Origin of the sequence: Halorubellus litoreus (assembly GCF_037081675.1) — an archaeon.
GTDB lineage: Archaea > Halobacteriota > Halobacteria > Halobacteriales > Natrialbaceae > Halorubellus > Halorubellus litoreus.
Genome location: NZ_JAZAQL010000005.1, coordinates 281,396 through 304,463 on the forward strand (window position 1 = coordinate 281,396; position 23,068 = coordinate 304,463).

The 23,068-nt window shown below is 67.9% G+C and carries 25 protein-coding genes and 1 tRNA gene; 16 read left to right on the forward strand and 10 right to left on the reverse strand.

Annotated features, from left to right (window positions below):
- The first annotated feature begins 15 nt into the window (after positions 1 to 15).
- Together VYJ16_RS20570 and VYJ16_RS20575 are read left to right on the forward strand one after the other, a co-directional pair.
- A complete protein-coding gene (locus VYJ16_RS20570) occupies positions 16 to 564 on the forward strand; it encodes an adenine phosphoribosyltransferase (protein ID WP_336352193.1) in 549 nt (182 codons plus the stop codon).
- A 141-nt stretch (positions 565 to 705) separates the two neighbouring features.
- A complete protein-coding gene (locus VYJ16_RS20575; RefSeq protein ID WP_336352194.1) occupies positions 706 to 903 on the forward strand; it encodes a hypothetical protein in 198 nt (65 codons plus the stop codon).
- A gap of 15 nt (positions 904 to 918) precedes the next feature.
- On the opposite strand, the gene VYJ16_RS20580 is transcribed toward VYJ16_RS20575, so the two are convergent.
- Entirely contained in the window at positions 919 to 1,278 is a 360-nt protein-coding gene (locus VYJ16_RS20580) for a hypothetical protein (RefSeq protein WP_336352195.1), read from the reverse strand.
- Positions 1,279 to 1,442: 164 nt separating this feature from the next.
- On the opposite strand from VYJ16_RS20580, the gene coxB reads away from it, so the two are divergent.
- The 6 genes from coxB to VYJ16_RS20610 all read left to right on the forward strand — a co-directional run bounded on the left by coxB (position 1,443) and on the right by VYJ16_RS20610 (position 6,117).
- Positions 1,443 to 2,303, forward strand: a complete 861-nt coding sequence (gene coxB, locus VYJ16_RS20585) for a cytochrome c oxidase subunit II (RefSeq protein WP_379762919.1) — start codon at positions 1,443 to 1,445, stop codon at positions 2,301 to 2,303.
- Between the two features lie 112 nt (positions 2,304 to 2,415).
- On the forward strand, positions 2,416 to 5,010 hold the full coding sequence (locus VYJ16_RS20590; protein WP_379762921.1) for a cbb3-type cytochrome c oxidase subunit I: 2,595 nt from the start codon (positions 2,416 to 2,418) through the stop codon (positions 5,008 to 5,010).
- A 4-nt stretch (positions 5,011 to 5,014) separates the two neighbouring features.
- A complete protein-coding gene (locus tag VYJ16_RS20595; protein ID WP_336352197.1) occupies positions 5,015 to 5,278 on the forward strand; it encodes a cytochrome C oxidase subunit IV family protein in 264 nt (87 codons plus the stop codon).
- Positions 5,275 to 5,616, forward strand: a complete 342-nt coding sequence (locus tag VYJ16_RS20600) for a hypothetical protein (protein WP_336352198.1) — start codon at positions 5,275 to 5,277, stop codon at positions 5,614 to 5,616. Before VYJ16_RS20595 ends, VYJ16_RS20600 begins: the two co-directional genes overlap by 4 nt.
- Positions 5,613 to 5,828 (forward strand): hypothetical protein, encoded by a 216-nt coding sequence (locus tag VYJ16_RS20605; RefSeq protein WP_336352199.1) that lies wholly within the window; start codon positions 5,613 to 5,615, stop codon positions 5,826 to 5,828. The genes VYJ16_RS20600 and VYJ16_RS20605 overlap by 4 nt, the downstream gene beginning before the upstream one ends.
- Positions 5,829 to 5,925: 97 nt before the next feature.
- The gene (locus VYJ16_RS20610) at positions 5,926 to 6,117 is read left to right on the forward strand and encodes a hypothetical protein (protein WP_336352200.1); all 192 of its coding nucleotides are present in this window, start codon (positions 5,926 to 5,928) and stop codon (positions 6,115 to 6,117) included.
- Between the two features lie 30 nt (positions 6,118 to 6,147).
- On the opposite strand, the gene VYJ16_RS20615 is transcribed toward VYJ16_RS20610, so the two are convergent.
- The 5 genes from VYJ16_RS20615 to VYJ16_RS20635 all read right to left on the reverse strand — a co-directional run bounded on the left by VYJ16_RS20615 (position 6,148) and on the right by VYJ16_RS20635 (position 9,558).
- A complete protein-coding gene (locus VYJ16_RS20615) occupies positions 6,148 to 6,555 on the reverse strand; it encodes a DUF7410 domain-containing protein (protein WP_336352201.1) in 408 nt (135 codons plus the stop codon).
- Positions 6,552 to 8,054 (reverse strand): hypothetical protein, encoded by a 1,503-nt coding sequence (locus VYJ16_RS20620; protein ID WP_336352202.1) that lies wholly within the window; start codon positions 8,052 to 8,054, stop codon positions 6,552 to 6,554. Before VYJ16_RS20620 ends, VYJ16_RS20615 begins: the two co-directional genes overlap by 4 nt.
- Positions 8,027 to 8,728, reverse strand: a complete 702-nt coding sequence (locus VYJ16_RS20625; protein WP_336352203.1) for a DUF7546 family protein — start codon at positions 8,726 to 8,728, stop codon at positions 8,027 to 8,029. Before VYJ16_RS20625 ends, VYJ16_RS20620 begins: the two co-directional genes overlap by 28 nt.
- A 6-nt stretch (positions 8,729 to 8,734) precedes the next feature.
- Positions 8,735 to 9,148 carry a hypothetical protein gene (locus tag VYJ16_RS20630; protein WP_336352204.1) on the reverse strand — a complete coding sequence of 138 codons (414 nt, stop codon included), beginning with the start codon at positions 9,146 to 9,148 and terminating at the stop codon, positions 8,735 to 8,737.
- Between the two features lie 107 nt (positions 9,149 to 9,255).
- A complete protein-coding gene (locus tag VYJ16_RS20635) occupies positions 9,256 to 9,558 on the reverse strand; it encodes a hypothetical protein (protein ID WP_336352205.1) in 303 nt (100 codons plus the stop codon).
- 534 nt (positions 9,559 to 10,092) lie between these two features.
- On the opposite strand from VYJ16_RS20635, the gene VYJ16_RS20640 reads away from it, so the two are divergent.
- Positions 10,093 to 11,025: a hypothetical protein gene (locus VYJ16_RS20640; RefSeq protein WP_336352206.1), complete on the forward strand. Its 933-nt coding sequence runs from the start codon at positions 10,093 to 10,095 to the stop codon at positions 11,023 to 11,025.
- Between the two features lie 640 nt (positions 11,026 to 11,665).
- Here the strand turns inward: VYJ16_RS20640 and VYJ16_RS20645 are convergent.
- Both VYJ16_RS20645 and VYJ16_RS20650 read right to left on the reverse strand, forming a co-directional pair.
- Positions 11,666 to 11,739, reverse strand: a tRNA-Val gene (locus VYJ16_RS20645).
- A gap of 86 nt (positions 11,740 to 11,825) precedes the next feature.
- Entirely contained in the window at positions 11,826 to 12,545 is a 720-nt protein-coding gene (locus VYJ16_RS20650; RefSeq protein ID WP_336352207.1) for a PKD domain-containing protein, read from the reverse strand.
- Positions 12,546 to 12,731: 186 nt separating this feature from the next.
- On the opposite strand from VYJ16_RS20650, the gene trpD reads away from it, so the two are divergent.
- Genes trpD through VYJ16_RS20670 form a run of 4 tightly spaced genes read left to right on the forward strand, consistent with a single transcriptional unit; the run spans position 12,732 to position 16,865 of the window.
- Entirely contained in the window at positions 12,732 to 13,763 is a 1,032-nt protein-coding gene (trpD, locus tag VYJ16_RS20655) for an anthranilate phosphoribosyltransferase (protein ID WP_336352208.1), read from the forward strand.
- 2 nt (positions 13,764 to 13,765) lie between these two features.
- Entirely contained in the window at positions 13,766 to 14,452 is a 687-nt protein-coding gene (locus tag VYJ16_RS20660) for a phosphoribosylanthranilate isomerase (protein WP_336352209.1), read from the forward strand.
- Entirely contained in the window at positions 14,449 to 16,194 is a 1,746-nt protein-coding gene (gene trpE, locus VYJ16_RS20665; protein ID WP_379762901.1) for an anthranilate synthase component I, read from the forward strand. Before VYJ16_RS20660 ends, trpE begins: the two co-directional genes overlap by 4 nt.
- A complete protein-coding gene (locus tag VYJ16_RS20670; RefSeq protein ID WP_336352210.1) occupies positions 16,191 to 16,865 on the forward strand; it encodes an aminodeoxychorismate/anthranilate synthase component II in 675 nt (224 codons plus the stop codon). Before trpE ends, VYJ16_RS20670 begins: the two co-directional genes overlap by 4 nt.
- 52 nt (positions 16,866 to 16,917) lie before the next feature.
- Here the strand turns inward: VYJ16_RS20670 and VYJ16_RS20675 are convergent, their stop codons facing one another.
- A complete protein-coding gene (locus VYJ16_RS20675) occupies positions 16,918 to 17,154 on the reverse strand; it encodes a hypothetical protein (RefSeq protein WP_336352211.1) in 237 nt (78 codons plus the stop codon).
- A gap of 151 nt (positions 17,155 to 17,305) precedes the next feature.
- On the opposite strand from VYJ16_RS20675, the gene VYJ16_RS20680 reads away from it, so the two are divergent.
- Both VYJ16_RS20680 and VYJ16_RS20685 read left to right on the forward strand, forming a co-directional pair.
- The gene (locus VYJ16_RS20680) at positions 17,306 to 18,019 is read left to right on the forward strand and encodes a hypothetical protein (RefSeq protein WP_336352212.1); all 714 of its coding nucleotides are present in this window, start codon (positions 17,306 to 17,308) and stop codon (positions 18,017 to 18,019) included.
- A 323-nt stretch (positions 18,020 to 18,342) separates the two neighbouring features.
- Complete coding sequence (locus tag VYJ16_RS20685; protein WP_336352213.1) at positions 18,343 to 21,495, forward strand: adenosylcobalamin-dependent ribonucleoside-diphosphate reductase; 3,153 nt, start codon at positions 18,343 to 18,345, stop codon at positions 21,493 to 21,495.
- Positions 21,496 to 21,553: 58 nt separating this feature from the next.
- On the opposite strand, the gene VYJ16_RS20690 is transcribed toward VYJ16_RS20685, so the two are convergent.
- A complete protein-coding gene (locus VYJ16_RS20690; protein ID WP_336352214.1) occupies positions 21,554 to 22,531 on the reverse strand; it encodes a hypothetical protein in 978 nt (325 codons plus the stop codon).
- Positions 22,532 to 22,656: 125 nt separating this feature from the next.
- Between VYJ16_RS20690 and VYJ16_RS20695 the strand changes: the two genes are divergently transcribed.
- Positions 22,657 to 23,052 (forward strand): hypothetical protein, encoded by a 396-nt coding sequence (locus VYJ16_RS20695; RefSeq protein WP_336352215.1) that lies wholly within the window; start codon positions 22,657 to 22,659, stop codon positions 23,050 to 23,052.
- The last annotated feature ends 16 nt before the right edge of the window (positions 23,053 to 23,068 follow it).

Genomic DNA, 23,068 nt, shown 5'->3' on the forward strand with positions numbered 1-23,068 from the left:
GCGCGTTCTGGTCGCATGAACCGACTCCGTGAGTCCATCCACGACGCGCCCGTCGTCGAACGCGACGGCTACCGGTACCTCGTGCATCCGGTCAGTAACGGCATCCCGACGCTCGACCCGAAACTGATGCGGGAGGTCGTCAACGGCTTGCTCCGGCTCGTCGACTTCGAGGACGCGGACGTCATCGTCACGCCCGTGACGATGGGCGTGCACGTCGCGACCGCGCTCTCGTTGACGACGGACGTCCCGCTCGTCGTCATCCGGAGCCGCGAGTACGGGTTCGACGACGAGGTTCCGTTCGAGCATCCGGACGGCGAGTACTACCTGAACGACGTGACTGCGGGCGACGACGTCGTGGTGGTCGACGACCTCGTGAACACTGGCCAGAGCATCGCGGCGATCGTCGAGGCGATCGACGACGTCGGCGCGAACCTCGTGGACGTCGCGTGCGTCCTTCGACGCGTCGAGTCCCGCGACGACCTCGTCGACGTGGACGTCAAGTCACTCCTCGAGGTCTCGGTGACGGCCGACGGCGTCGACGTCCTCGACGACGCGTCGCACTGACTCTCCGAGTCCTCCTGGACGTGCGGTGACTCTCCGAGCACGCTCGACCTTGTCTTTCGATTGCAGACGGACCACGGCCAGCGCCGACCCTGATATGCCGACCCCGATATTTTTTACACGACAGGATATAACAGAATATGTATGGGTGGGTCGGGGCGTCCGTACGGGTGGCGCGTCCAGCGACGCGCCAGCGCGAGCGCGTCGACGGTGGCGGCCGTGGCGGTCGTCGGCCACCTCGTCGGGTTCGTCACGGCCGACGCCGCGGGCGCGCTCCTTCTCGTCGCCGTCGTCAGCACGCTCATCGGGTCGGCTGGAGCGATAGCGCTCTCCAGACTGTGACGCGACGACTCGCTCTCACTCTCGGTCGTCGAGCAGCGGGGCGTGCGGGTCGGCCCCGAGCGACCGAACCATCGACGACCCCGTCCGTCGCGCGTACACCTCCATGAGCGCGAGCCACCCGACGGCGAACGCGACGCCCATCCCGACCGGCCACGTGACCGGGAGCGAGGACGGGAGGACGAGCGACATCCCGCCGCCGTAGAACCCGGCGAGGAACGCGAACAGCGCGACGTCGCGAGCGACCGGGTGGTCGAGGAACGCCTGCTCGAACCGCGTGAGTTCGGGGACGTCAGGCGCGTCGTCCTCGCGGTCGTCGGCGACGCGCGGTCGTGCTTCGTCGTCGATGCGGTTCGCTGGGTCGCTGCGCTCTGGCATGCGTTCGTCTCCCGACGCACGCGCCGAAAACCCACGGTGGCGTTTGCCGGGTCAGAAACCGCGCGTTCGGCGTTCGCGGCGACTGCCAGCACGCCTGCGCCAACCACCGTGCCGTACCGAATTTCTAAGTGCTCTCACGGTGAAGGGCCATGAGAACACGAACCATGCTAACATTCGCCAACCTGCTCGCGGGACTGGTCGTCCCCGCGCAGCTCGTACCGGAGGGGTCACGGGCGGTCGTCTTCAGGCGAATCTACGAGGTCTTCCTCGTTCTCGGAACGGCCGTTGGCGTGATCGTCATCACGTACATGCTCTGGAAGGCCTGGAAGTACCGCGCCAGCGCCGACCACGGCGACGACGCCGACCGCCCGCAACTCGGCGAACTCCCAAGTGGCGGCGGTGGCGGCCGAAAGCTCTTCCTCTCGTTCTCGCTGTCCGCGATCGTCGTCGTCTCCCTCATCTCCTGGACGTACCTCACGCTCCTCTACGTCGAGAACCCCGAGCCCGTCCAGGACGAGGAGGAACCGCTCGAGGTCCGCGTCGTCGGCCACGCGTTCTACTGGGAGTTCGTGTACCCGAACGGCCAGTCCGTGAACGACCAGCTCGTCGTGCCCGAGGACCGCCGCGTCCGGTTGGTGGTGACGTCCGAGGACGTCTTCCACAACTTCGGTATCCCCGAGCTACGCGCCAAATCGGACGCCATCCCCGGCCAGGAGACGAACACGTGGTTCCTCGCCGAGGAGACCGGGACGTACCAGGCGAACTGCTACGAGCTCTGCGGCGCCGGGCACTCGCACATGACCGCGACCGTCCAGGTGGTCTCCCAGTCCGAGTTCCAGTCGTGGTACCAGGACATGGGGAACGAGAGCGCGAACGACACCGCGGCGTCGATGGACGGGAACGCGACTGGGAACGACACCGCGACCGCGCCGTCGACGCAGGCGCTTCCCGCCTCGCCGGCACCGACGGCCGCGCCTGCGCGACACGCCCCCATCGCCACCCGACACCACCCAGAGGTGATCTGACATGACCGACGACCCGACCGAACACGGCGACGAACCGACCGAACACGGCGACGAACCGACCGAACACGGCGACGAACCGACCGAACACGGCGACGAACCGACCGACGAAGCCATCGACGACAACGACGCTGAGCGCGCACGCGCCGACGGTGGCGCGCTCGAAGCCGCCGACGGGCACGCCCACGACGAGCACGCGATGCCGCCGACGAGTTCGTTGAAGCGCTGGTTCGTCACGACCAACCACAAGGACGTCGGGCTGCTCTACATCGCGACGAGCCTCTCGTTCCTCATGCTCGGCGGCGTCCTCGCGCTCCTCATGCGCGCCCAGCTCTGGGTGCCTCGAGCCCCAGGTGCCGGCCCGCTGTCCGCGATGGCGTACAACCAGGCCGTCAGCGTGCACGGGCTCGTGATGGTGTTCTGGTTCCTGTCACCGTTCGCGTTCGGGTTCGCGAACTACGTCGTCCCGCTCCAGATGGGCGCGAAGGACCTCGCGTTCCCGCGACTGAACGCGCTCAGTTACTGGCTGTACCTCTCCTCGGGGGTCCTCCTGTTCGTCTCGTTCTTCCAGGGCGGGACGTTCGCGGGCGGCTGGACGATGTACGCGCCGCTGAACCTGCCCGCGTTCACGCCGAGCGTCGGCGGGAGCGCCGCCGTCCTCGCACTCATGCTGTTCGTCGCGAGCGTCACGGTGTCCTCGGTGAACTTCCTCACCACGATGCATCGGATGCGCGCCGAAGGCCTCACGCTCCGACGGCTCCCGTTGTTCTCGTGGACCATCCTGCTGACCGTCTGGATGATGCTGTTCGCGTTCGCCGCACTCCTCGCCGCACTCCTCCTGCTCTCCGCCGACCGCCTCCTCGGAACGACGTACTTCGCGATGAACGGCGCGAACGGCGCGCTCCTGTGGACGCACCTGTTCTGGTTCTTCGGGCACCCCGAGGTCTACATCGTCTTCTTCCCCGCCCTCGGCGTGATGGCGGAGGTCTTCCAGACGTTCACGGGGCGACGCATCGTCGGCCGGAAGTGGTTCATCGCCGCGATGGTCCTCGTCGCGCTCCAGAGCTTCATCGTCTGGATGCACCACATGTTCCTCACCAGCATCAATCTCGAGATCAAGACGCTGTTCATGGCGACCACCATCGGGATATCACTCCCCTTCGACCTGATGGTGTTCTCGCTCATCTACACGATGGTGAAGGGGAAGATACGATTCAAGACGCCGTTCCTCTTCAGTTTCGGCGGCCTCCTCCTGTTCATCCTCGGCGGCATCACCGGCGTCTTCCTCGGCGCGGTCGTCCTCGACTACGAGTTCCGCGGGACGTACTGGGTGGTCGCGCACTTCCACTACGTCATGGTCGGCGGCGTCACCGCGCTCGTCGGCGGGCTCTACTACTGGTACCCGAAGATGGTCGGGCGGATGTACGACGAGTTCCTCGGGAAGGTCCACTTCGTCCTGTACTTCGTCGGGTTCAACCTGCTGTACTTCCCGATGTTCGTCGCGTGGGAGACCCCGCGGCGCGTCTTCGACTACGACCCCGGGATGACCGTCTGGCACCAGCTGGCGACCGTCGGCGCCGTCGTCCTCGGCGCCTCCTTCCTCGTGATGATCTACAACCTCGTCACGAGCGCGTACCGCGGCGAGGTCGCCGACGAGGACCCCTGGAACTACGTCACGACCGCCGAATGGGCGGTGTCGTCGCCGCCGCCACTGGAGAACTTCCCCGGGCTGCCGTCGTACGCGAGCGGGAAACTCGAGTTCCTCGGCGGGTCCTCGAGCGCACTCGACACCGTCGACGACGACGCGCCCGCGGCCGCCGACGGCGGCACTGGCGCCGCGACCGACGGTGGCGCGCCCGCGACGCTCGAAGACTCGGCGGCGCTCGCGGCGAGCGCGCACACCGCCGAGGAGGTCCAGGCCGGCGAGGACCACCACGCGAGTCACGCGAGCATCTGGCCGTTCCTCGTCGGCGTCGGGTCGCTGTTCCTGCTCCTCGGGCTCTCCGGGTTCACGAACGCGACCTGGCCCGACGGCACGATGGGGGCGCTCCATCAGGCGTCGACGGGTCTCGGCGCCGTCGTGACCTTCGGCGCGCTCGTCGGGATGACTCGCGAGCACTTCGTCGGCCCGAGCGGCCCCTACGGCGAGAGCTGGCCGTTCGACAAGGTCTCGAACATGAAGACGGGGATGTGGATCTTCCTCGTGAGCGACGTCGTGCTCTTCGGGGCGTTCATCGGCGCGTACGTGTTCCTCAGGTTCTCCTCGGGCTGGATCGCGTGGGAGCCCATCCCGGACAACGTCATCCCGGGGCTCATCAACACGTACCTGCTGTTGACGAGTAGCTTCACGGTCATCCTCGCGCTCGAAGCCGCCGAACGCAAGTCCCGGAACGGCGTGGTCGCGAGCCTCGTCGCGACGGTCGTCCTCGGCGTCGGGTTCCTCGGGAACAAGGCCATCGAGTGGGAGCACCTCTTCAACGACAAGGGCATCTGGATCGACTCCGGTATCCGCGAGTCCACGTTCTTCGTGACGACGGGCCTGCACGCGGCGCACGTCATCGTCGGCCTCGTCATCACGCTGTACATGATACTCAGGGCGTGGAACGGCGCGTACCTCGACGACGCCTCGCCCGTGGAGCACTTCGGGCTCTACTGGCACTTCGTCGACATCGTGTGGCTGTTCCTGTTCCCGCTGTTCTACATCCTCTAAGACAATGACCAGACTCAGACTCTACACGGCGATATACGTGGTACTGTTCGTCTCGGCGACGGTGCAGGTGCTCGTCGAGCAGGCGGGCATGGCGTACCAGACGGCGCTCGCGCTCATCCTGGCGCTGTCGTTCGTGAAGGCCGTCATCGTCGCGGCGTACTACCAGCATCTGCGCTGGGAGCCCCGGTCGTTGACGTACCTCATGGGCATCGGCCTGCTGGCGGTACTGGCGTTGACCGTCGCGGCGACGTACTCCATCACCCCATGACCGCGCCGAACCCGTTCGTCGTCGGTGCGGTCGCGGTCGTGGTGCTCGCGCAGGTGCCGCTGGTCGCGTACCTGTCGCGGCACGTCGAGCTCGACGAAGACGCGGAGCGCCCGGACGCGTCGAAGGGCTACGTGACGTACGGGACCGTCGACGCACGGCCGGCGTCGAACGTGGACGCGCGCGGCGACGGCTCGGGCGCGGTCGCCGCGGGCCCGGGCGGCGACGGCGCGGTCGCGTGCCCCGAGTGCGGGTCGGTGGTGCGCTCGGCGTACGCGTTCTGTGGAGCCTGCGCGACCCGGATTCCGCCGGAGGGCCCGACCGGGGGTGACCGTCGGTGACGTCGCGACGCGAACGACTCGCGTGGGCGGCGCTGTTCTCGCTCGCACCCGCCACTGGTATCGCGTTCGCGACCGCGAAGGTCGGGCTGACGACGCTCGCGGACCCCCTCGTCGTCGCCGCGTTCGCGGTCACGGCCGTCGTGATGTTCGGGTTCATGTTCCTCGCGGCGAGCGTCGGGTCGACGGACGTCCCCCAGGAGCGCTTCGAGTAACGCTCCCGCACTCCTCGCCCCGACCCCCCACTCGCCGTGCGTCGTGCAAACACGCCCCATAGATTTAGGCGGTCCGCGTGCGAAGGACCCGCCACAGATGGGATTCGAAGGCTTCGCGTACCTCGGCGCGGTCGTCGGCGTCGCACTCGGGATGGTCGCGCTCCTCGCAGCCGAGTACTTCAACGGGGTCGACGTCCTCCTCCCCGTCGGCGGCGGCCTCGCGCTCGTCTCCGTCGGCGCGATAACGTTCCTCATCAGCCAGAACGACCCGCCAGCGCACGAGCACTGACCGCGCCCGTGGCGCCGTGACGGACGAGCCCTACAGGAACCCGCTCCCGAGCGCGACCATGTACACGAGCACGAGTACCGTGTAGAGCGCCGCCAGTCCCGCGACCACGCGCAGGTGGAAGTAGAACAACTCGTCCTCCTCCGCGGCGAGCGCGTCCGCGTACGCCTCGCGCTCGCTCGCCGAGCACGCGTCCTCGTGGACCTCGCCGACGTGGAGGTCGTACGCCGCCCGCGTCGCGAACGGCCGGTCGCAGTACGGGCACGCGCCCGCGACCGACTCGCCGTCGCGCACGAGCGTCTCGAGGCCCGCGCGGTCGACGCCGCGACCAGCCGCGACAGTGCCTCGGTCCTCGCCAAGGGTTTCGGCGTCGCTGGCGGGCACTTGGGCGTCGCTCCCGCCGCGTTCGGACTCGGTCGTGACCGGTTCGTTCTCGCTCATAGGTATACTGGATTGACGAACGGTTGGCCGATGACCCACGCGCTCGTCATCGTGTACGCGACCATCACGACGACGAAGGGGTACTGGCTGCGGATCGGTCGCAGCAACCCGGGGAACACCTCGAGGGCGAGCGCGTGGGCGACCCAGACCGCGAGCAGGTGGCCGACGACGACGAACCCGAGTTCGACCGTCCCGAACCACCCAGGGACGACCGCGACCTGCGGGACGCCCCCGCCACCGAGCGGGTGCTTGAGAACCGATTCGAGCGCGGGCGACAGCGAGAGGAAGTACCCGAGGAAGTGCGCGACGTGATAGCCGGCGGCGATGGGGACGAGCGCCGGCGCGAACCACGCCTCGATGGCCGCCGGCGACAGCCGGCTGTCGACGATGGCGCGCGACCGCGTCGCGGCGACTCGATACAGCCAGCGGAACAGCGCAAACCCGGCGAGCAGCGCGACGAGGTAGACGGCGAGCGCGGGGACGCCGGCCTCGACGACCACGGGCGCCAGGTCGTTCCACGCTGGTGTCGTCACGAGCCCGTCGAACGTCGTCGACCACAGGAGCGCTATCACGAACGTGGTCGCTCCCGACTCCCTCCCGAGCAGCGCGGTCGTCCCTGCCTCCCCGCCGAGGAGGGCTGGCGTTCCCGCTTCGCCGTGCAGCCGTTCGCGGGCGCCGGCGACGAGCCCGCTCCCGGGGAGTCGGAGACGAACGCCGTCGGCGTCGCGCTGGAGTGGCGCGAGCCGCCCGTAGACGGCGAAGACGCGCGACACCGGGTCGACGCGCTCGAACCACGCATCGGGCCCGTACCGGTACGCGCCGGCGAGCGCGAGCAGCGAGTACGCCGCGACGACGACGCCGAGCGCTCGCGGGTCCGCGGCGAGCGGACTGACGACCTCGACGTACACGAGCGCGAGCAATCCGACGACCGCCGGCCACGCGCCGTGGTCAGCCGGGAGGTCGCGACCGCCAGCGCCGGGGAGCAAGGTGGCGATGGTCCGCCACGGGTTCACGAGCGGCCAGGCGTTCCCGACGAGGTACGTCGAGATCGCGAACCCCGCCCACCACCCGATCCAGACGACGACGATGGCGAAGTTCGCCGTCGGGTCCGTCGACCCGACCGCGGCCGCGCGCAGGACGAGGGCGAGTCCGAGGACGCCCGCGGCGCGCGTCGCGAGGACGAGTGCGCGGCGGAGCGTCGCGGTCGTCGGGACGAGAGCGCTCCACGCGTTGATGGCGCGGATGCCCTCGTGGTCCGTGAGGAGGCTCGTGCCGAGGAACGACCCGCCGACGAGGACGCCGCCGGTCGCGACGGTCAACCACGACGGGACCGTCCCGACGTTCACGGCGTCCGAGAGGGCGCCGACGTGGAGCGGCGCGAACGCGCCGATCGAGGTGGCGGCCGCCATGAGCGTTGAATCCAGGAGGACGCCGACCGCCGCGGCGGCGGCCGCGAGGAGGAACTGCCGGATCACGCTCCCCCCGTCCCCGGTCGCCACGCGAGGAGGACGACGGCCGCGACGAACGCGACCGTGGACAGGTCCATCGAGTACGCGTACAGCGCGTTCGCGACCGCCTCCCCGCCGAGTGCGGCGGCGAGCAGCGACGCGAACACCGGCCACGAGCAGCTCGCGCACGACAGCAGGCCGAGGGCGCCGCTCGCGGCCGAGGCGGCGGTGTCGACGACCGCGGCGTACGTGAGGTACGCGAGCGCGACGTACCCGACGACCTTGTACGGGACGAGCGTCAGCGTCAGCGACGGTGCGTCGAGGACGACCGTCGGCCCCCAGCCCGGCGGGAGCGCGGTGAACACCGCGAGGTCGACGCCCGCGCCGTGCGAGTGCCCGCTCCCGAGGACGGCGACGTCGACGAGGCCGCCGGCGAACGCGAGCGTCGCGAGGTACGCGCCCGCGACCGAAAGCGCCGCTCGGCGCGCGACCGCGCTCCCCGTTCGCGGGACGTCCACCGCGAACACCGCCCACAGGCCGAGATTTATCCACACGAACGGGTAGAGGAGGTACCGGACGCTCGTCGCGCTCGCGCCCGTCAGGCCGAGGTAGCCAGCGAGCAGCGCGAGCTCGGCGAGGACGACCGCGGCGAGTGCGAGGGCTGCGGGCCGCGTCGCTCGTCGCCGGACCGCCGCTATCGAGCGCGATGCCTCGGTGTCCGTCATCCCGAGTCAGCCGACGAGGAGCTTCAGGGCGATGGCGAGCACCGCGACCATCGACATGAACCACGCGCTCAACCCGACGGCGTGCGCGTTCCCGAGGCCGTGCGAGCGCCCGAGGTAGTACACGCCCCACGCGAGGTACGCGAGCACGAGCACGGCGACCGCGCCGACGAACACCATCGGGTCCGGGCCGAGGACGGCCGCCGCCGCGACGAACCCGATGATGACGAGCGCTGCGAGCGTCATCTTCGGGTCCACGCGCACGCCGCGCTGCGACCCCGCGCCGACCGCGATACCGCGGGCCTTCACGCCGAGCGTGTGACTGTACGCCCGAACCGCCTGCGCTCGTGTCACGAGCACGAACACCGCCGCGAGCAACGCCACCATCACGAGCGTGCTCGCGACGAACGCACCATTAGCCATGATATCACATACCACATCGAGGTTCGGGCTCAAATGTGTTTCCCTCGCCCGGATGCTCGACCCCGCAAGCGATCAGCGCCGACGGTACCCGCCACCGACCGCTCCGCTCACTCCTGCTGGGCGAGTCGTCGCTCGTGCTTCTCCGCACCGATACTCAGCCCGGCCTTCGCCTGGTCGGCACTGTCGAACTCGAGATCCTCGACGGGGACGTCGTGGACGTCGTCGTACGCTTCGAGGACGTACGTGTGGTAGTACTGGACGGCTCGCCGCGCGTTCTGCGCCGGACTCCCGCTGAGGACGTCCGTCGTCAACGCCAGGTGCACGACCTCCGGGTACGGGAGGCCGAGCACTTCCTGAGCCGCCGTGATCGCCTCGTGATCCTCGTCGCGGATGCGCACTGGCTCCGACATACGCAGCGATAACCCAACCATCCCGTTAAGTGTAACGAACTGTAACAGCGCGTTTCGGAGTGTAACGCCAGGTGCTCTCGACCTTTCACCACCAGTACCACGCCCCGACCCGCCACCCCAACCGCCAGCACCCCCCAGCACCCACCACCAACCACTAAGTTATGTTGCGAGAACGCAGTACTGCAACGGGATAGCTCTAATCAAATCTGGTATTGTTTATAAAAGAATGATGGCTCCCCGCGGGGTTCTACAAAGGAGATTACATCACCTGAATGCGTCAACAGCAGGGTCGTCACATTGTTCAAAGATTCCGTGATGATTCCTCGGCGGTGCATCTTGAACCCCCGCGAGAGGCGTGAAGGAGGCTATGACGGGCCTCCATACTCTCCGTTTCCCAACTCCCGATGACCGTGAATTTCAGCGGCTCAGGCAAGAGAAGATCGACAATCAAGCCAAACTGCGACAGGTTAATGGGACTCAGAGGGGGATTTATTGTTGGCTGATATTTATAACTGGAGAGGGCATTGACGGGGTATGCGTGATTCCAGCCGTCAAATATTGGACGAAAAAGTTGACGAGTTTATCAAAACGATAGACGAAGGCAACCTAGTCAAAGACGAAGGGACCGAGAATATTCTTGGATTAGAGGGGTACCATCTCTTACCGGGAGATCTTCCACTTCACGAGTTCTACATGGACGAACTGCATTACTTTTCAAAATGCTTGATTGATTCCGCTCTCAAAACCCACACCAACGCCAAAACCACTGACTTTAGTGCTTATTGGGGCTGGACAGCGGCGCTGGTGAGTCACACCGAACGAAATCAGGATTTTGAGAGGTATCAGGAAATCCTTAGAGATTACTACTATCTTGTCCACTCTGCTCTCGTATCAGAACGACATTCCCGTCTTGTCCGGGAGAACCATGATCTTCATATGACTCTCTCAAGACTCAACCCTAGTTTGGAAGAAGTCACCAGAGGCTCTGGACTGCCTTTGGCCGCAACCTTTGGATTTTCCGTATTAGAAGGACTACTAAAACGTCGCTGTAGCGACCTAAGCCCCGATACTGGTATTAATGTCTGGAGCGGTTTTGAGAAGTTGATTGATGATTCTGATGTCTCACCAGTCGTGAAAGAAGTTTTACAAACGATAGACGACCTCGATAGATACGACCGGCAAGTACTGGAGCGTAAAATGTCTGGAGTCCCCGATTTATCCGATAAGGATAGTTTGCTGTGGCTAGTCAAAGAACAGCGCAATTACAACGTCCACGGGGAGGGAAGCACACAGGCGATTGGTTCTCTTGTTCTAACCCTGTGTTCGTTAGTGCTTCTTGACGAACTTGCAACCTGCAACTACCAAGAAACACGAACAGAGGTTCTACAGGATATGCAACACAGCCAAAGCACGCCGATGATACACTCGAAGTCTCCGAGAGCGTTTTATCCTGTTGAAGTTCTCTAACCCGGGTTGCGCAATCCGTTACAGAAATTAGCACTGTTAACTCTGACTCTCAGCCAGAATTTTCGCAGAGGTGGTTACTTAAAATTCGCTTGCTGGCGCTCGGCGATGTTCTAACTGGTGGGGATTACTGCATCGAGTTGGTTGTTCCCTCTCCCCGCTCGATGCGCTGGTTCACTCAGCTTCACACACTACCTCACGGAGTTCCGCGTAGAGTTCCAGAGGGTTCTCCCGTAGTTCCACGTCAGTCGTGAGTTCCTCCTCGACCTTCCGTCGAACTAGGAAAACAGCTTGGTAACAGAGTCTCCCATCGATGTTTCGTGCGCTCGATGTGTAATGGATCGGTAGATTCTAGGATGTGGCATGTCTCCTTAGGAGTGAATCCCCATACAGTTCTGTGGTGCGACAGGAAAAGCAGCCCCGCAGTTCAAGTGAAAGTGCCGAAAGGACAAAACCCGGATACAGATCCGGGGTCAGTTCCTTGAGAAACGTGTGCGGCGCAAGCGGGTTGGGGCGGATTTGAACTGAAGCAGACGTGCTCTCCCTGCGTTCGCTGCGCGCGACTGCTAGGGTTCAAATCACGCCATCAACGTTCTCCCACGAACGCGACTCGCTACGCTCGTCGATCTGTTCGCGCGAGAAGTGGGTTGGGGCGGATTTGAACCGCCGGCCTCCTCCATGTCAAGGAGGTGTCATAACCAACTAGACCACCAACCCAGGTGGCGTCGGTCTTCCCTGCACTCGTTCGTTGCCCGGGACGTTAAAAAAGGGTTTCGAATCGGTCGCCGTGTGGTGAATCGTCGCTACCGGGTCACGTGCACCGGCACCTCGACGGATTCCGTCGCGCCCGCATCGTCGGTCACCGACAGCGTCACCCGGTAGTTCCCGCGCCGTCGGAACACGTGCTCGGTGACCGCGCCAGACCGCGTCCCCCCGCGGAACCGCCACTCGTAGCCCACGACGTCCCCGTCCTCGTCCCACGAGTCCCGAGCGTCGAACGTCACCCGCTCACCCACGCGAACGATGTACCCGTCGTCGTACGTCCGCGCCGGCGACACGTCGTGCACCGGCGTCGGCGGCTCGTTGTCCCGGTCGCGCCCGAGCACGTGGAGGTCGACGCTCGCGGACGCGGCTCGGCCCGCTTCGTCCGTCACCGCGAGCACGACGGGCTCGACGCCGCCGGCGCGCTCGAACGCGTGATGCACGCGCTCGCCGTCGATGGCTTCACCAGCAACCGTCCACGTGTAGGATTCGACCGGCGCCGTCGACTCGGTGCCCGAGGCGTCGAAGGTGAGTGCGTCGCCCGCGCGCACGACGAGGTCACCGTCCTCGCGTCGGGCGCCGACGACCGCTATGTCGGGGTGGACGTGGTCGCGACCGCAGTCCTCGCCCGGCGCGTTCCGGCCTGATTCTCCTGGTTCGTCGCCGGGCGTGCGGTCGAGGACGCCGAGACCGGTCGCGCCGGCGGCCGCGGTACCGGCGTGTTCGAGGACGCTCCGTCGAGTCAGCGTGCGTTCGAGCATGACGCCGACGCTGGCCGCCCCATCCGCCTTCAACCCTCGGCGCCGCGCGGTCGGGTCCCTCGCGGCCCAATCGCGACCCAGTCGCGTGGCGTGCTAGCATCCGACGATGCCTCGCACCGTCGATACGCTTAAGTGAATGTACGGATTTGTACATCGTAAGACGAAGCCGTTCATTAGTGATTCACTATGCAGGACTACATCGAGCGCGTGACCGACGGCACCGACCTCACACAGGACCAGGCCCGCGACGCCGCCACCGCGGTGTTCGAGGACGCCACCGACGCACAGATCGGCGCGCTGCTCTCGGGGCTCCGCGCGAAGGGCGAGACCGAGGCCGAGATCGCCGGGTTCGCCGAAGGGATGCGCGACGCCGCCCGAACCATCCAGCCCGACCGCGCCCCGCTCGTCGACACGTGCGGGACCGGCGGCGACGACTACGACACCATCAACGTCTCCACCACGAGCGCGATGGTCGCCGCCGGCGCCGGCGTCCCCGTCGCCAAACACGGCAACTACTCCGTCTCCTCCTCCTCCGGCAGCGCCGACGTCCTCGAGGAGGCCGGCGTCGACGTCGACGCGGAACCGCCGGCGGTCGAATCCCAGATAGAGGCCGACGGCGTCGGCTTCATGCTCGCGACCGTCTTCCACCCCGCGATGAAGGCCGTCATCGGCCCGCGGAAGGAACTCGGGATGCGCACCGTGTTCAACGTCCTCGGGCCGCTCACGAACCCGGCGGGCGCGAACGCGCAGGTCGTCGGCGTCTACGACCCCGACCTCGTCCCCGTCCTCGCGAGAGCGCTCGCGCGGATGGACGTCGAGCGCGCGCTCGTCGTCCACGGCAGCGGCATGGACGAGATAGCCATCCACGACGAGACCGTCGTCGCCGAGGTCACCGGCGACGAGATATCCGAGTACACGCTCACGCCCGAAGACCTCGGCCTCGAACGCGCCCCCGTCGAGGCGGTCGCCGGCGGCACGCCCACCGAGAACGCCGCGGACATGACGGGCATCCTCGAAGGTGACGTGACGGGCGCGAAGCGAGACATCATCCTCGCGAACGCGGGCGCCGCCATCTACGTCGCCGGCGAGGCCGAGTCGCTCACGGACGGCGTCGCGGCGGCGCGCGAGGCCATCGAGTCCGGCGCGGCCGCGTCGAAGCTCGCGGACCTCCAGGGCGAGGCATCGACCGCCGCGACGGCCGAAGCGGGCGCGGACTAGCGATGACGCGCACGAAGGTCTGTGGACTGACGCGCGAGGCGGACGTCGACCAGGCGGTCGACGCCGGCGCGGACGCGCTCGGGTTCGTCGTCGACGTCCCCGTGGACACGCCCCGGGAACTCGCCGCGGAGCGCGCCGCGGAACTCGTCGGTCGCGTCCCGCCGTTCGCGACGACCGTGCTGGTGACGATGCCGACCGCACCGCAGCGCGCGGTCGACCTCGTCGCGCGCGTCGACCCGGACGTCGTCCAGTGCCACGGCGACCTGTCGCCGGGCGACGTCGCGTACCTCCGGTCGCGCGTCGACGCTCGCGTCCTGAAGGCCGTGGACGCGGACGACGTCGAGACCGCGAGGCGGTACGCGGACGTCGTGGACGCACTCCTCGTGGACTCCGCGGACGCGGACGGCGGCGGCGGCACGGGCGAGACCCACGACTGGGAGCGGACGCGCGACGCCGTTCGCGACCTCGACGCGCCGGTCGTCCTCGCGGGCGGGTTGACGCCGGGGAACGTCGCGAGCGCCATCGACGTCGTCGACCCGTTCGCGGTGGACGTCGCCAGCGGCGTCGAAGCCAGCGGTGGCGTGAAGGACCACGACCGCGTCCGCGAGTTCGTCGACGCGGTCGGTGCGGCGACGCGCGCAGCACGCGAGGACGCCGCCGGCGACGTCGACGACGAGGTGGCGGCGTGACCGACGACCGCGCGGCGGGTGACAGCGACGCGAGCGACGAGTCGACGGACGGCGTCTCGCTGGCGCCGGACCGCGAGTCCTTCGGGACGATCGCCGAGCACGCGCTCCGCGACGGCGGCCCCGCGGTGGTGCGTGCGAGCGTCGAACTGGACGTCGACGTCACGCCGCTTGGCGCGTACGCGGCGCTGACGGGGCGGACCGCGGACCCGCCGGGGAGCGACGACGACTACGCGTTCCTCCTGGAGAGCGCGGAGAAGGTCGCGTCGAGCGACCCGGCGGGCGCGTTCCGGCCGAGTGCGGCCGCCGACGAGGACGACGACGCGAGCCGGCACGCGCGCTACTCGTTCGTCGGGTACGACCCGGCGGCGGTCGTCACCGTCGACGGGCGCGACGTGGACGTGGACGTCCTCGGGAGCGACCGGTACGAGGACCTCGTCGACCCCGAGGGCGCGCTCGCCGACGCGGCCGCGACCGACGACGGTCCCGGCGAGTCGTCCGCGGACGTCTTCGACCGACTGCGGGCGGCGATGCCCGACGCGGAGACCGCGGGCTTCCCGACCGGGGACCGCCAGCATCTCCAGGGCGGACTCGTCGGGTTCGTCGGGTACGACGCGGTGTACGACGCGTTCCTCGACGAGGTCGGCGTCGACCGTCCGGAATCGCGGTTCCCGGACGCGCAGTTCGTGCTGTCGACGAAGACGCTCGTGTTCGACGACGTCGCCGAGTCGCTCGAACTCGTGTTCACGCCCGTGCTCTCGCCCGAGGAGGACCCCGGGGCCGTCTACGACGTCCTCGAGGGCGAGGCCGAGCGCGTCAGCGAGTGCCTCGCGAACGCCGACGCCCTGGAGACGGGCGGGTTCGTTCGCGAGCGCGAACGCGCCGGGAGCCGCGAGGCGTACGAGGAGTCGGTCGCGAAGGCGAAGGAGCACGTGCTCGACGGCGACGTCTACCAGGCCGTGCTCTCGCGGACGCGGGAACTCGACGGCGACGTGGACGCGCTCGGGCTCTACGAGAGCTTGCGCGAAGTGAACCCGTCGCCGTACATGTACCTGCTCGGGCACGACGACCTGGACGTCGTCGGCGCGAGCCCGGAGACGCTCGTCTCGGTCCGGGGCGACGAGGTCGTCGCGAACCCCATCGCGGGCACCATCGAGCGCGGCGACAGCCCCGTCGAGGACCGCGCCCTCGCCGGCGAACTGCTCGCGGACGCGAAGGAGCGCGCCGAGCACACGATGCTCGTCGACCTCGCGCGGAACGACGTCCGGCGCGTGAGCGAGTCGGGGAGCGTGCGCGTCGAGGAGTTCATGAACGTCCTCAAGTACAGTCACGTCCAGCACATCGAGTCCACCGTCACGGGCGAGCTCGCGCCAGATGCGGACGCGTTCGACGCCACCCGTGCGAGCTTCCCCGCGGGGACGCTCTCGGGCGCGCCGAAGATCCGCGCGATGGAGGTCGTGGACGCGCTCGAGGAGGACCCGCGGGGCGTCTACGGCGGCGGCGTCGGGTACTACTCGTGGACGGGCGACGCGGACGTCGCCATCGTCATCCGGACCGCGACCGTCGAGGACGAGGGCGAGTTCGACCGCGTCACCGTACGCGCCGGTGCGGGCGTCGTCGCGGACAGCGACCCGGCGAGCGAGTACGAGGAGACGGAACAGAAGATGCAGGGCGTCCTCGACGCGCTCGACCGCATCACGACCGAACCCGAGGACGACGTCCCGCCACCGGAGGTGTCGCGATGAGGGTCCTGTTCGTCGACAACTTCGACTCGTTCACGTACAACCTCGTCGAGTACGTCGAATCGTCGCTGCTCGCGACGCGCCCCGCCGCGGACGTCGCGGTCGAGGTCGTCCGGAACACCGCGACCGTCGACGACGTCCGCGCGTTCGACCCGGACGCCATCGTCGTCTCGCCGGGGCCGGGGCACCCGAAGAACGAGCGCGACGTCGGCGTGACGATGGACGTCTTCCGCGACGTCAGCCCGGACGTGCCGACGCTCGGCGTCTGCCTCGGGCTCGAAGCCGCGGTCTACGAGTACGGCGGGACGGTCGGTCGTGCGCCCGAGCCAGTCCACGGGAAGGCGTGGCCGATCGCGCACGACGGCCGCGGCGTCTTCGCGGGCATCGAGCAGGGGTTCTCCGCTGGCCGCTATCACTCGCTCGTCGCGAGCGAGATCCCCGAGTGCTTCGAGGTGTCGGCGACGACCGACCACAGCGACGAGGGGCCGAGCGGCGTGGACGTCGCGACCGACGGCGGCGTCCGCGCGGGCGCGGCGCGCGGCGACGGCGACGCGCTCGTCATGGGCGTCCGCCACCGCGAACACCCCATCTCGTGCGTGCAGTTCCACCCGGAGTCGGTACTCACGGGTCGGGGACACGACGTCGTCGAGAACTTCCTCTCGCTCGTCGACTGACCGCGTCGACCGTCCGCTGAGAGGATTGCTCCGCTACGTCTTCGGTGAGTCCCTACGCCAGGAGCGATGCGACGTCGACGACAGTGGTTCCGGGGAGGCCCAGCGGGTCGAAGTCGAACAGGACGTTCAGCGCGTACAGGATGCCGAGGACGATCGCGGCGACGATACCGACGCGGATGGCGATGGCGACCGCGACGCGCACGAGCAGCACGACGACGACGAGCACGACGAGCGCGATGACCGCGAGCGCGAGCGCGTCGAACCCGAAGGCCACCTGGAGTGGGAACATACCCGATTCCAGACCCACGGCGGGCATAAGTTTGTGGGCAAGGATGGGTGGTCGACGGTGCGCTGAACGCTCCGAACTCGGTTCGATGGCGCGTCGGGACCGCGCCGAGGCGACGCGAGGAACTATGTAGGAGACGCGTCAAACGGTTGGGATGAAACGACGTGGGGTGTTCGAGCTGGTCGGTGCAGCCGCCATCGGCAGCATCGCGGGGTACTACGCCGGGGCGAAGGAGCTACTCGGAATCCAGTCGTCGACGCCCGCGCTCGCCTCGTCGAGGGGGCCGGAGACGAGCACGGAACCGGCGTCGGACGGGGGTGGCGGGCCGCGGACGACGAACGGGGCGTTCGTCGACGAGTTCGAGCGCGAGCGCGTCGACCCGCTGGTCGCGGTCGACGGCTCGGTCGACGAGTGGGCAGTCGAGGACGGACTCGACGGCGAGAGCCTGACCGGGTCCGACGTCGCGAGCAGCGTCGCGTACGACCCCGGAACGTACGAGTGGACGGGCGACCGCCGCATCGCGGTGGCGTTCGAGGTGAACGACGCCTACGAGAAGGGGTCGGCGCTCGTCGACTTCTACGCGGACGACGTCCGCTGGCAGGCCGACTGCGGGGTGGCAGCGGGGGAGTTCGTCCTCCGGAAGTCAGACGCCAGCCGCGCGCCGCAACGCGTCGATCTGGAGCTCGACGCACGCGCCGAACACGAACTGGTCGTCGACGTCACCGGTGCGACCGTCGCGGTGACCGTGGACGGCGACCGCGTCACCGAGTACGAGGCCGCGTCGCCGCTCGGTCCCGGAACCGTCGGATTCAGCGTCCGCGACGACACGGAGACGGCCTTCGACAACGTCCGCGTCGAGGACCGCTGACCGCGCCGCCGGGGCCTGCTCGCCGCCGCCATCGGTGGCCGCGAACCGCGAGGCGGTCGCCGCCACGCCCGTCCACTTTCACTTCGGTTTGGGAGGGTTCAAGTCGCTCGCTCCCGAAGCGTCTGACAGAGATGATCCCGAGTGTCCGGTAGCGACAGCGCCCCAATTAAAACAGGGTTGTGTAACATCAATCGGAGTAGAAATCCGACCATTTATGGTACCCTCGCGTGTACCAAATCTTCGTCTCGAACGATGCATATGACACCATCTACAGCCGCCGAAAACGCCCGCAAGCTCGACGCTGCGGGCGGGGAGGGGAAGCGATGAGTCGGTCGAACGTCGGAGCGGACGAGGTCGACCTGCCGATCAAGCGAACCGAGGGCGACACGCTCGAGGACCGCCTCACGGGGAACGCGTACCACAACATCCTGCCCGCGCGCTACCTCCGCAAGGACGCCAACGGCGACCTCATCGAGGAACAGGAGGACCTCTTCGTTCGCGTCTCGAAGAACATCGCACTCGCCGAAGCCGTCTACGAGGCCGACAACCAGGACGTGACCGTCGAGGTCACGCCCGACCAGCTCAAGCCCGACCACCCGCGGCGCGACGAACTCGCCGAGGAGGTCTTCGGGAAGGGTACCACGGTCGACGACGACGCGTCCACCGAGCTCTCGGTGTACAACGTCAACAAGTTCGCGTACGACACCGTCGTCCCGGAACTCCCCGACGGCGTCCGCGAGCACGTCCAGGAGAAAGCGACCGAGTTCCAGGGGCTCATGGAGAACCTGTCGTTCATGCCGAACTCGCCGACGCTCATGAACGCCGGCGACGAACTCCAGCAGCTCTCGGCGTGCTTCGTCGACTCGCCCGAGGACGACATCGACGACATCCACCAGACCGCCAAGGAGGCCGCGCAGGTCTTCCAGAGCGGCGGCGGCATGGGGTACGCGTTCTGGCGGCTCCGCCCCTACGGCGACCCCGTCGGGTCCACGGGCGGCATCGCGTCCGGCCCCATCACGTTCATGCGGACGTACGACCAGATGTGCGAGACGATCGCCCAGGGTGGGGCGCGTCGCGGCGCACAGATGGGCGTCATGCGCATCTCGCACCCGGACGTCATCCAGTTCATCCACGCGAAGAACAAGGACGTCAGCCTCGCGCACTCGCTGCGCCTGAACGACCCGGACGACTACACGCACAACTCCTTCGCTGACGCACTGGAGGAAGCACGGGAGCTCATCGACGACGAGGGGAAGGTCCCCAAGCACCTCCGGAACGCCGTCGAAGGCCACCTCTCGAACTTCAACATCTCCGTCGGCGTCACCGACGACTTCATGGACGCCCTCGAAGCCGGCGAGGAGTTCACGTTCACGAACCCCCGCACGGGCGAACCCCATATCGCGACCGCGGAGACGAAGGAGCTCTACGAGATGTTCGGGCTCGGCGAGCACGTCGAGGTCGGCGAAGAGCTCTCCGTGCCCGCGGAAGCCCTCTGGGAGGACGTCATCGAAGGCGCCCACGAGAACGGCGAACCGGGCGTCATCTACCTCGAGCGCGTCAACAAGAAGCACTCCTTCGACGTCGAGGAGCACCCCGAGCACCGCATCCTCGCGACGAACCCCTGCGGCGAGCAGCCCCTCGAGGAGTACGAGGCGTGCAACCTCGGGCACATCAACCTCTCGACGCTCGCGGACCTGGACGCGCCGGACTGGCGCGTCTGGTACGACGAGCACGGCGACGACTACGCGGACCTCGAGAACGCGGTCGATGCGTTCCTCGACGAGGCCGTCGACTTCGAGGAGTTCAACCGGCGCATCGAGCTCGGGACGCGGTTCCTCGAGAACGTCGTCACGATGTCGGACTTCCCGGTCCCGAAGATCGAGGAGAAGGTCCGCGAGATGCGGAAGATCGGGCTCGGCGTCATGGGGCTCGCGCAGCTGTACATCCAGCTCGGAATGCGGTACGGCTCCGAGGAGTCCAACGAGGTCGCGAGCCAGCTGATGACGCACATCAACCACGAGTCCAAGTGGACGAGTCACGAGCTCGCCGAGGAACGCGGCGCGTTCGCGGACTACGCGGACTCGAAGTACGCGAACCCGACGGAGTACGCGGACTGGTTCGAGCACCACACCGGCCTCGACGCCGACGAGTGGGCAGACGGGTTCCCCATCCGGAACCACAACACGACCACCATCGCGCCGACCGGCACCACGAGCATGGTCGGGAACACGACCGGTGGCTGCGAGCCCATCTACAACGTCGCGTACTACAAGAACGTCAGCGACGACGTGCAGGGCGACGAGATGCTCGTCGAGTTCGACGACTACTTCCTGCGCGTCCTGGAGGCGAACGACATCGACGTCGACGCCGTCAAGGAGGAGGCCCAGGAGCAGATGGCGTCGAACGCGTTCGACGGCGTCGAGGGACTCGACACCGTCCCGGACGCCATCGGCGAGCTGTTCGTCGTCACGAGCGACCTCGAGGGGAAGGACCACGCCGCGGTCCAGTGCGCGTGCCAGGACGGCGTGGACTCCGCCATCTCGAAGACGTGTAACTTCCCGAACGACGCCTCGCCGTCCGACATGGACGAGGTGTACCGCTACATCTACGAGAACGGCGGGAAGGGCGTCACCGTCTACCGCGACGGCACCCGCTCGAAGCAGGTCCTCACGACGCGCGCGGACAACAAGGAGTTCGCGGACGAGGACGAGGCCGCGGAGGTCCTCGTCGAGCAGATCCAGGACGTCTTCGGCGGCATGGAGGCGTTCCTCGAGAACGACGACGTGCAGGCCGCACTCACCGAGGAGGTCTCGAGCCTGCTCGCGGCCGCGGACGGCGACCGCCGCCGGAAGCGCGACCGGCCCGCCGCGCTCCGCGGCGTCAGCCAGCGCGTGAAGACCGGGTACGGGAAGCTCTACGTCACCATCAACGAGGACCCCGACACGGGCGAGCCGTTCGAGGTGTTCGCGAACATCGGGCACTCCGGTGGGTTCACGAACTCCTTCACGGAGAGCCTGGGGAAGGTCATCTCGACGGCGCTTCAGGCGGGCGTCGACCCGGACGAGATCGTCGACGAGCTCTGCGGGACGCGGTCGCCGAAGGTGGCGTGGGACCGCGGCGAGCAGATCCAGTCCATCCCGGACGCCATCGGCACGGCGATGCGCCGGTACCTCGACGACGACATCGACAAGCCCTACCCCGAGCAGAAGACGCTCGAGGAGGCGGCCGACGACGGCGACGCGGCGGACGCGACCCAGCCCGACGGCGGGGCGACGACCGCCGACGCGTCCGCGGTGGACGCATCCGCCCCGAGTCCGCCCGCGGAGGGCGAGCCGGCGGCCGAGGAGACGAGCGACGCGGTCGACGACCTCATCGCGGCCGGGGAGAGCCCCGAGTGCCCCGAGTGCGGCGGGATGTCGCTCGCGTACACCGAGGGTTGCAAGACCTGCGAGTCCTGCGGCTGGTCGGAGTGCTGACCGCGTAGCAACGTCATCTTCTCTCGTCTTCTTCTCCCGGTTCTCCGGGCTTCTCGTCTTAGTTCCCGCCGAGTCCGAGGTCCTCGCTGAGGTTCGCGTACAGCGTCTCGAAGCTGGTCTCGTCGGCGGCGGCTGCGGCGGCGATGGCGCGCGGTTCGAGCGTCGCCTGCCGCGTCGCGCCTTCGACGACGAGGGTTTCGGCGAGTTCGCCGCGGTACTCGGCGGTGTGGTGCGTGCGGACGACGCCGGCGAAGTAGCCCGCGATGGCGTCGGTGCGGCCGCGGACGGAGAGGTCGACGTCGTCGACGTCCGGGTCGAACGCGACGGCGTCCGCGTCGGACTCTCGGTCCCGGCGCGCGATGTCGTCGAGCGCACCGAGCGACCCCGGCGTGAAGTCGAGCGCGTCGTGTTCGGCGGCGAACTCCGCGGCGAGCCTGTCGAACGCCGCGACGACGTCCGCGGGCGCGGGCTCCTCGCGCGGGTCGGCTTCGTCCTCGAAGGCGTCCTCGGCGGCGAGTTCGGGCGTTTCGGCGTCGAGTTCGCTCGCGAAGACGTCGTGGACGACCGCGAACGACGACTCGCCCTCGACGACGTCGCCGAGGACGCTCGGGACGGTGAGGACGAGCGGCTGCCCGCGGTGCGTCGCGGGGAGTTCGACCACCCACCCGGCGCTGTCGTCGAACGTCCACTCGCCGTCGTACGCGCGAACGAACGTCTCCCCGAGGTACGCGCCCATCCGCCGCACCGTCTCGTTCAACGCCTCGACGTCGTCGGTCTCGGTAGCGTCTCCGCTTCCAGCGTCTTGGTCTGTCGCGGCGGCGAGGTCGGCGGCGACCTCGTCCGCGATGTCGTCGAGCGCGTGCAGCGATTCGGGCGTGTAATCGAGGGTCGCGTCGGGGTGCGCGTCGACGAACGCGGCGGCGAGGTCGCGCGGCCGACTCGCGTCCTCGCCCGCGTCCGCGTTCGCCCCGGGTGCTGTCGCGTCGGCGTTCGCGCCGCGACCCAACAGTCGCTTCAGGGACGACAGTGGATTCATGCCCGAGCGTTGGTCGTGAGCGCGGAAAGGCGTGTCGCGGACGACTCCCGTCAGTCGAGTTCCTCGCTCGCACCCCGCGCGTGGTCGGGGAAAGGTTCACGCTCGCGGCGCACCGACGCGTTCCCGTGATAGCCTCCCGGACGGACCGCCTCCTCGTCGCCGCGCTCGCCGGCGTCGCCCTCGGCGCACTCCCGCCGTGGTTCCTCCGGAACCCGTTCTACGACGGTGTCTCGCCGACCGTCTACTATCCCGGACAGGGAACCGGCCTGGAGACGTGGGGGCTCGCGACGCTCGCACTCGCCGTCCTCGCCGTCGGCGTCCTCGTCGCTCGCGACGGCCGCGTCGCCACCACCTCCGCCGCGGTCGTCGGCGCCGCCGCGACCGTCGTCGCGCTCGACACCGGCGTCGAGGGCGTCATGGTTCCGTGGCTCCTCCCCGGCCCCGGCGTCGCCATCACCGCCGCCAGCGGCCTCGCCGTCCTCGCACTCGTCGCCCGCGACCGCGCGACCCCCGAGCAATAAGCCACGGTCTTCCCGC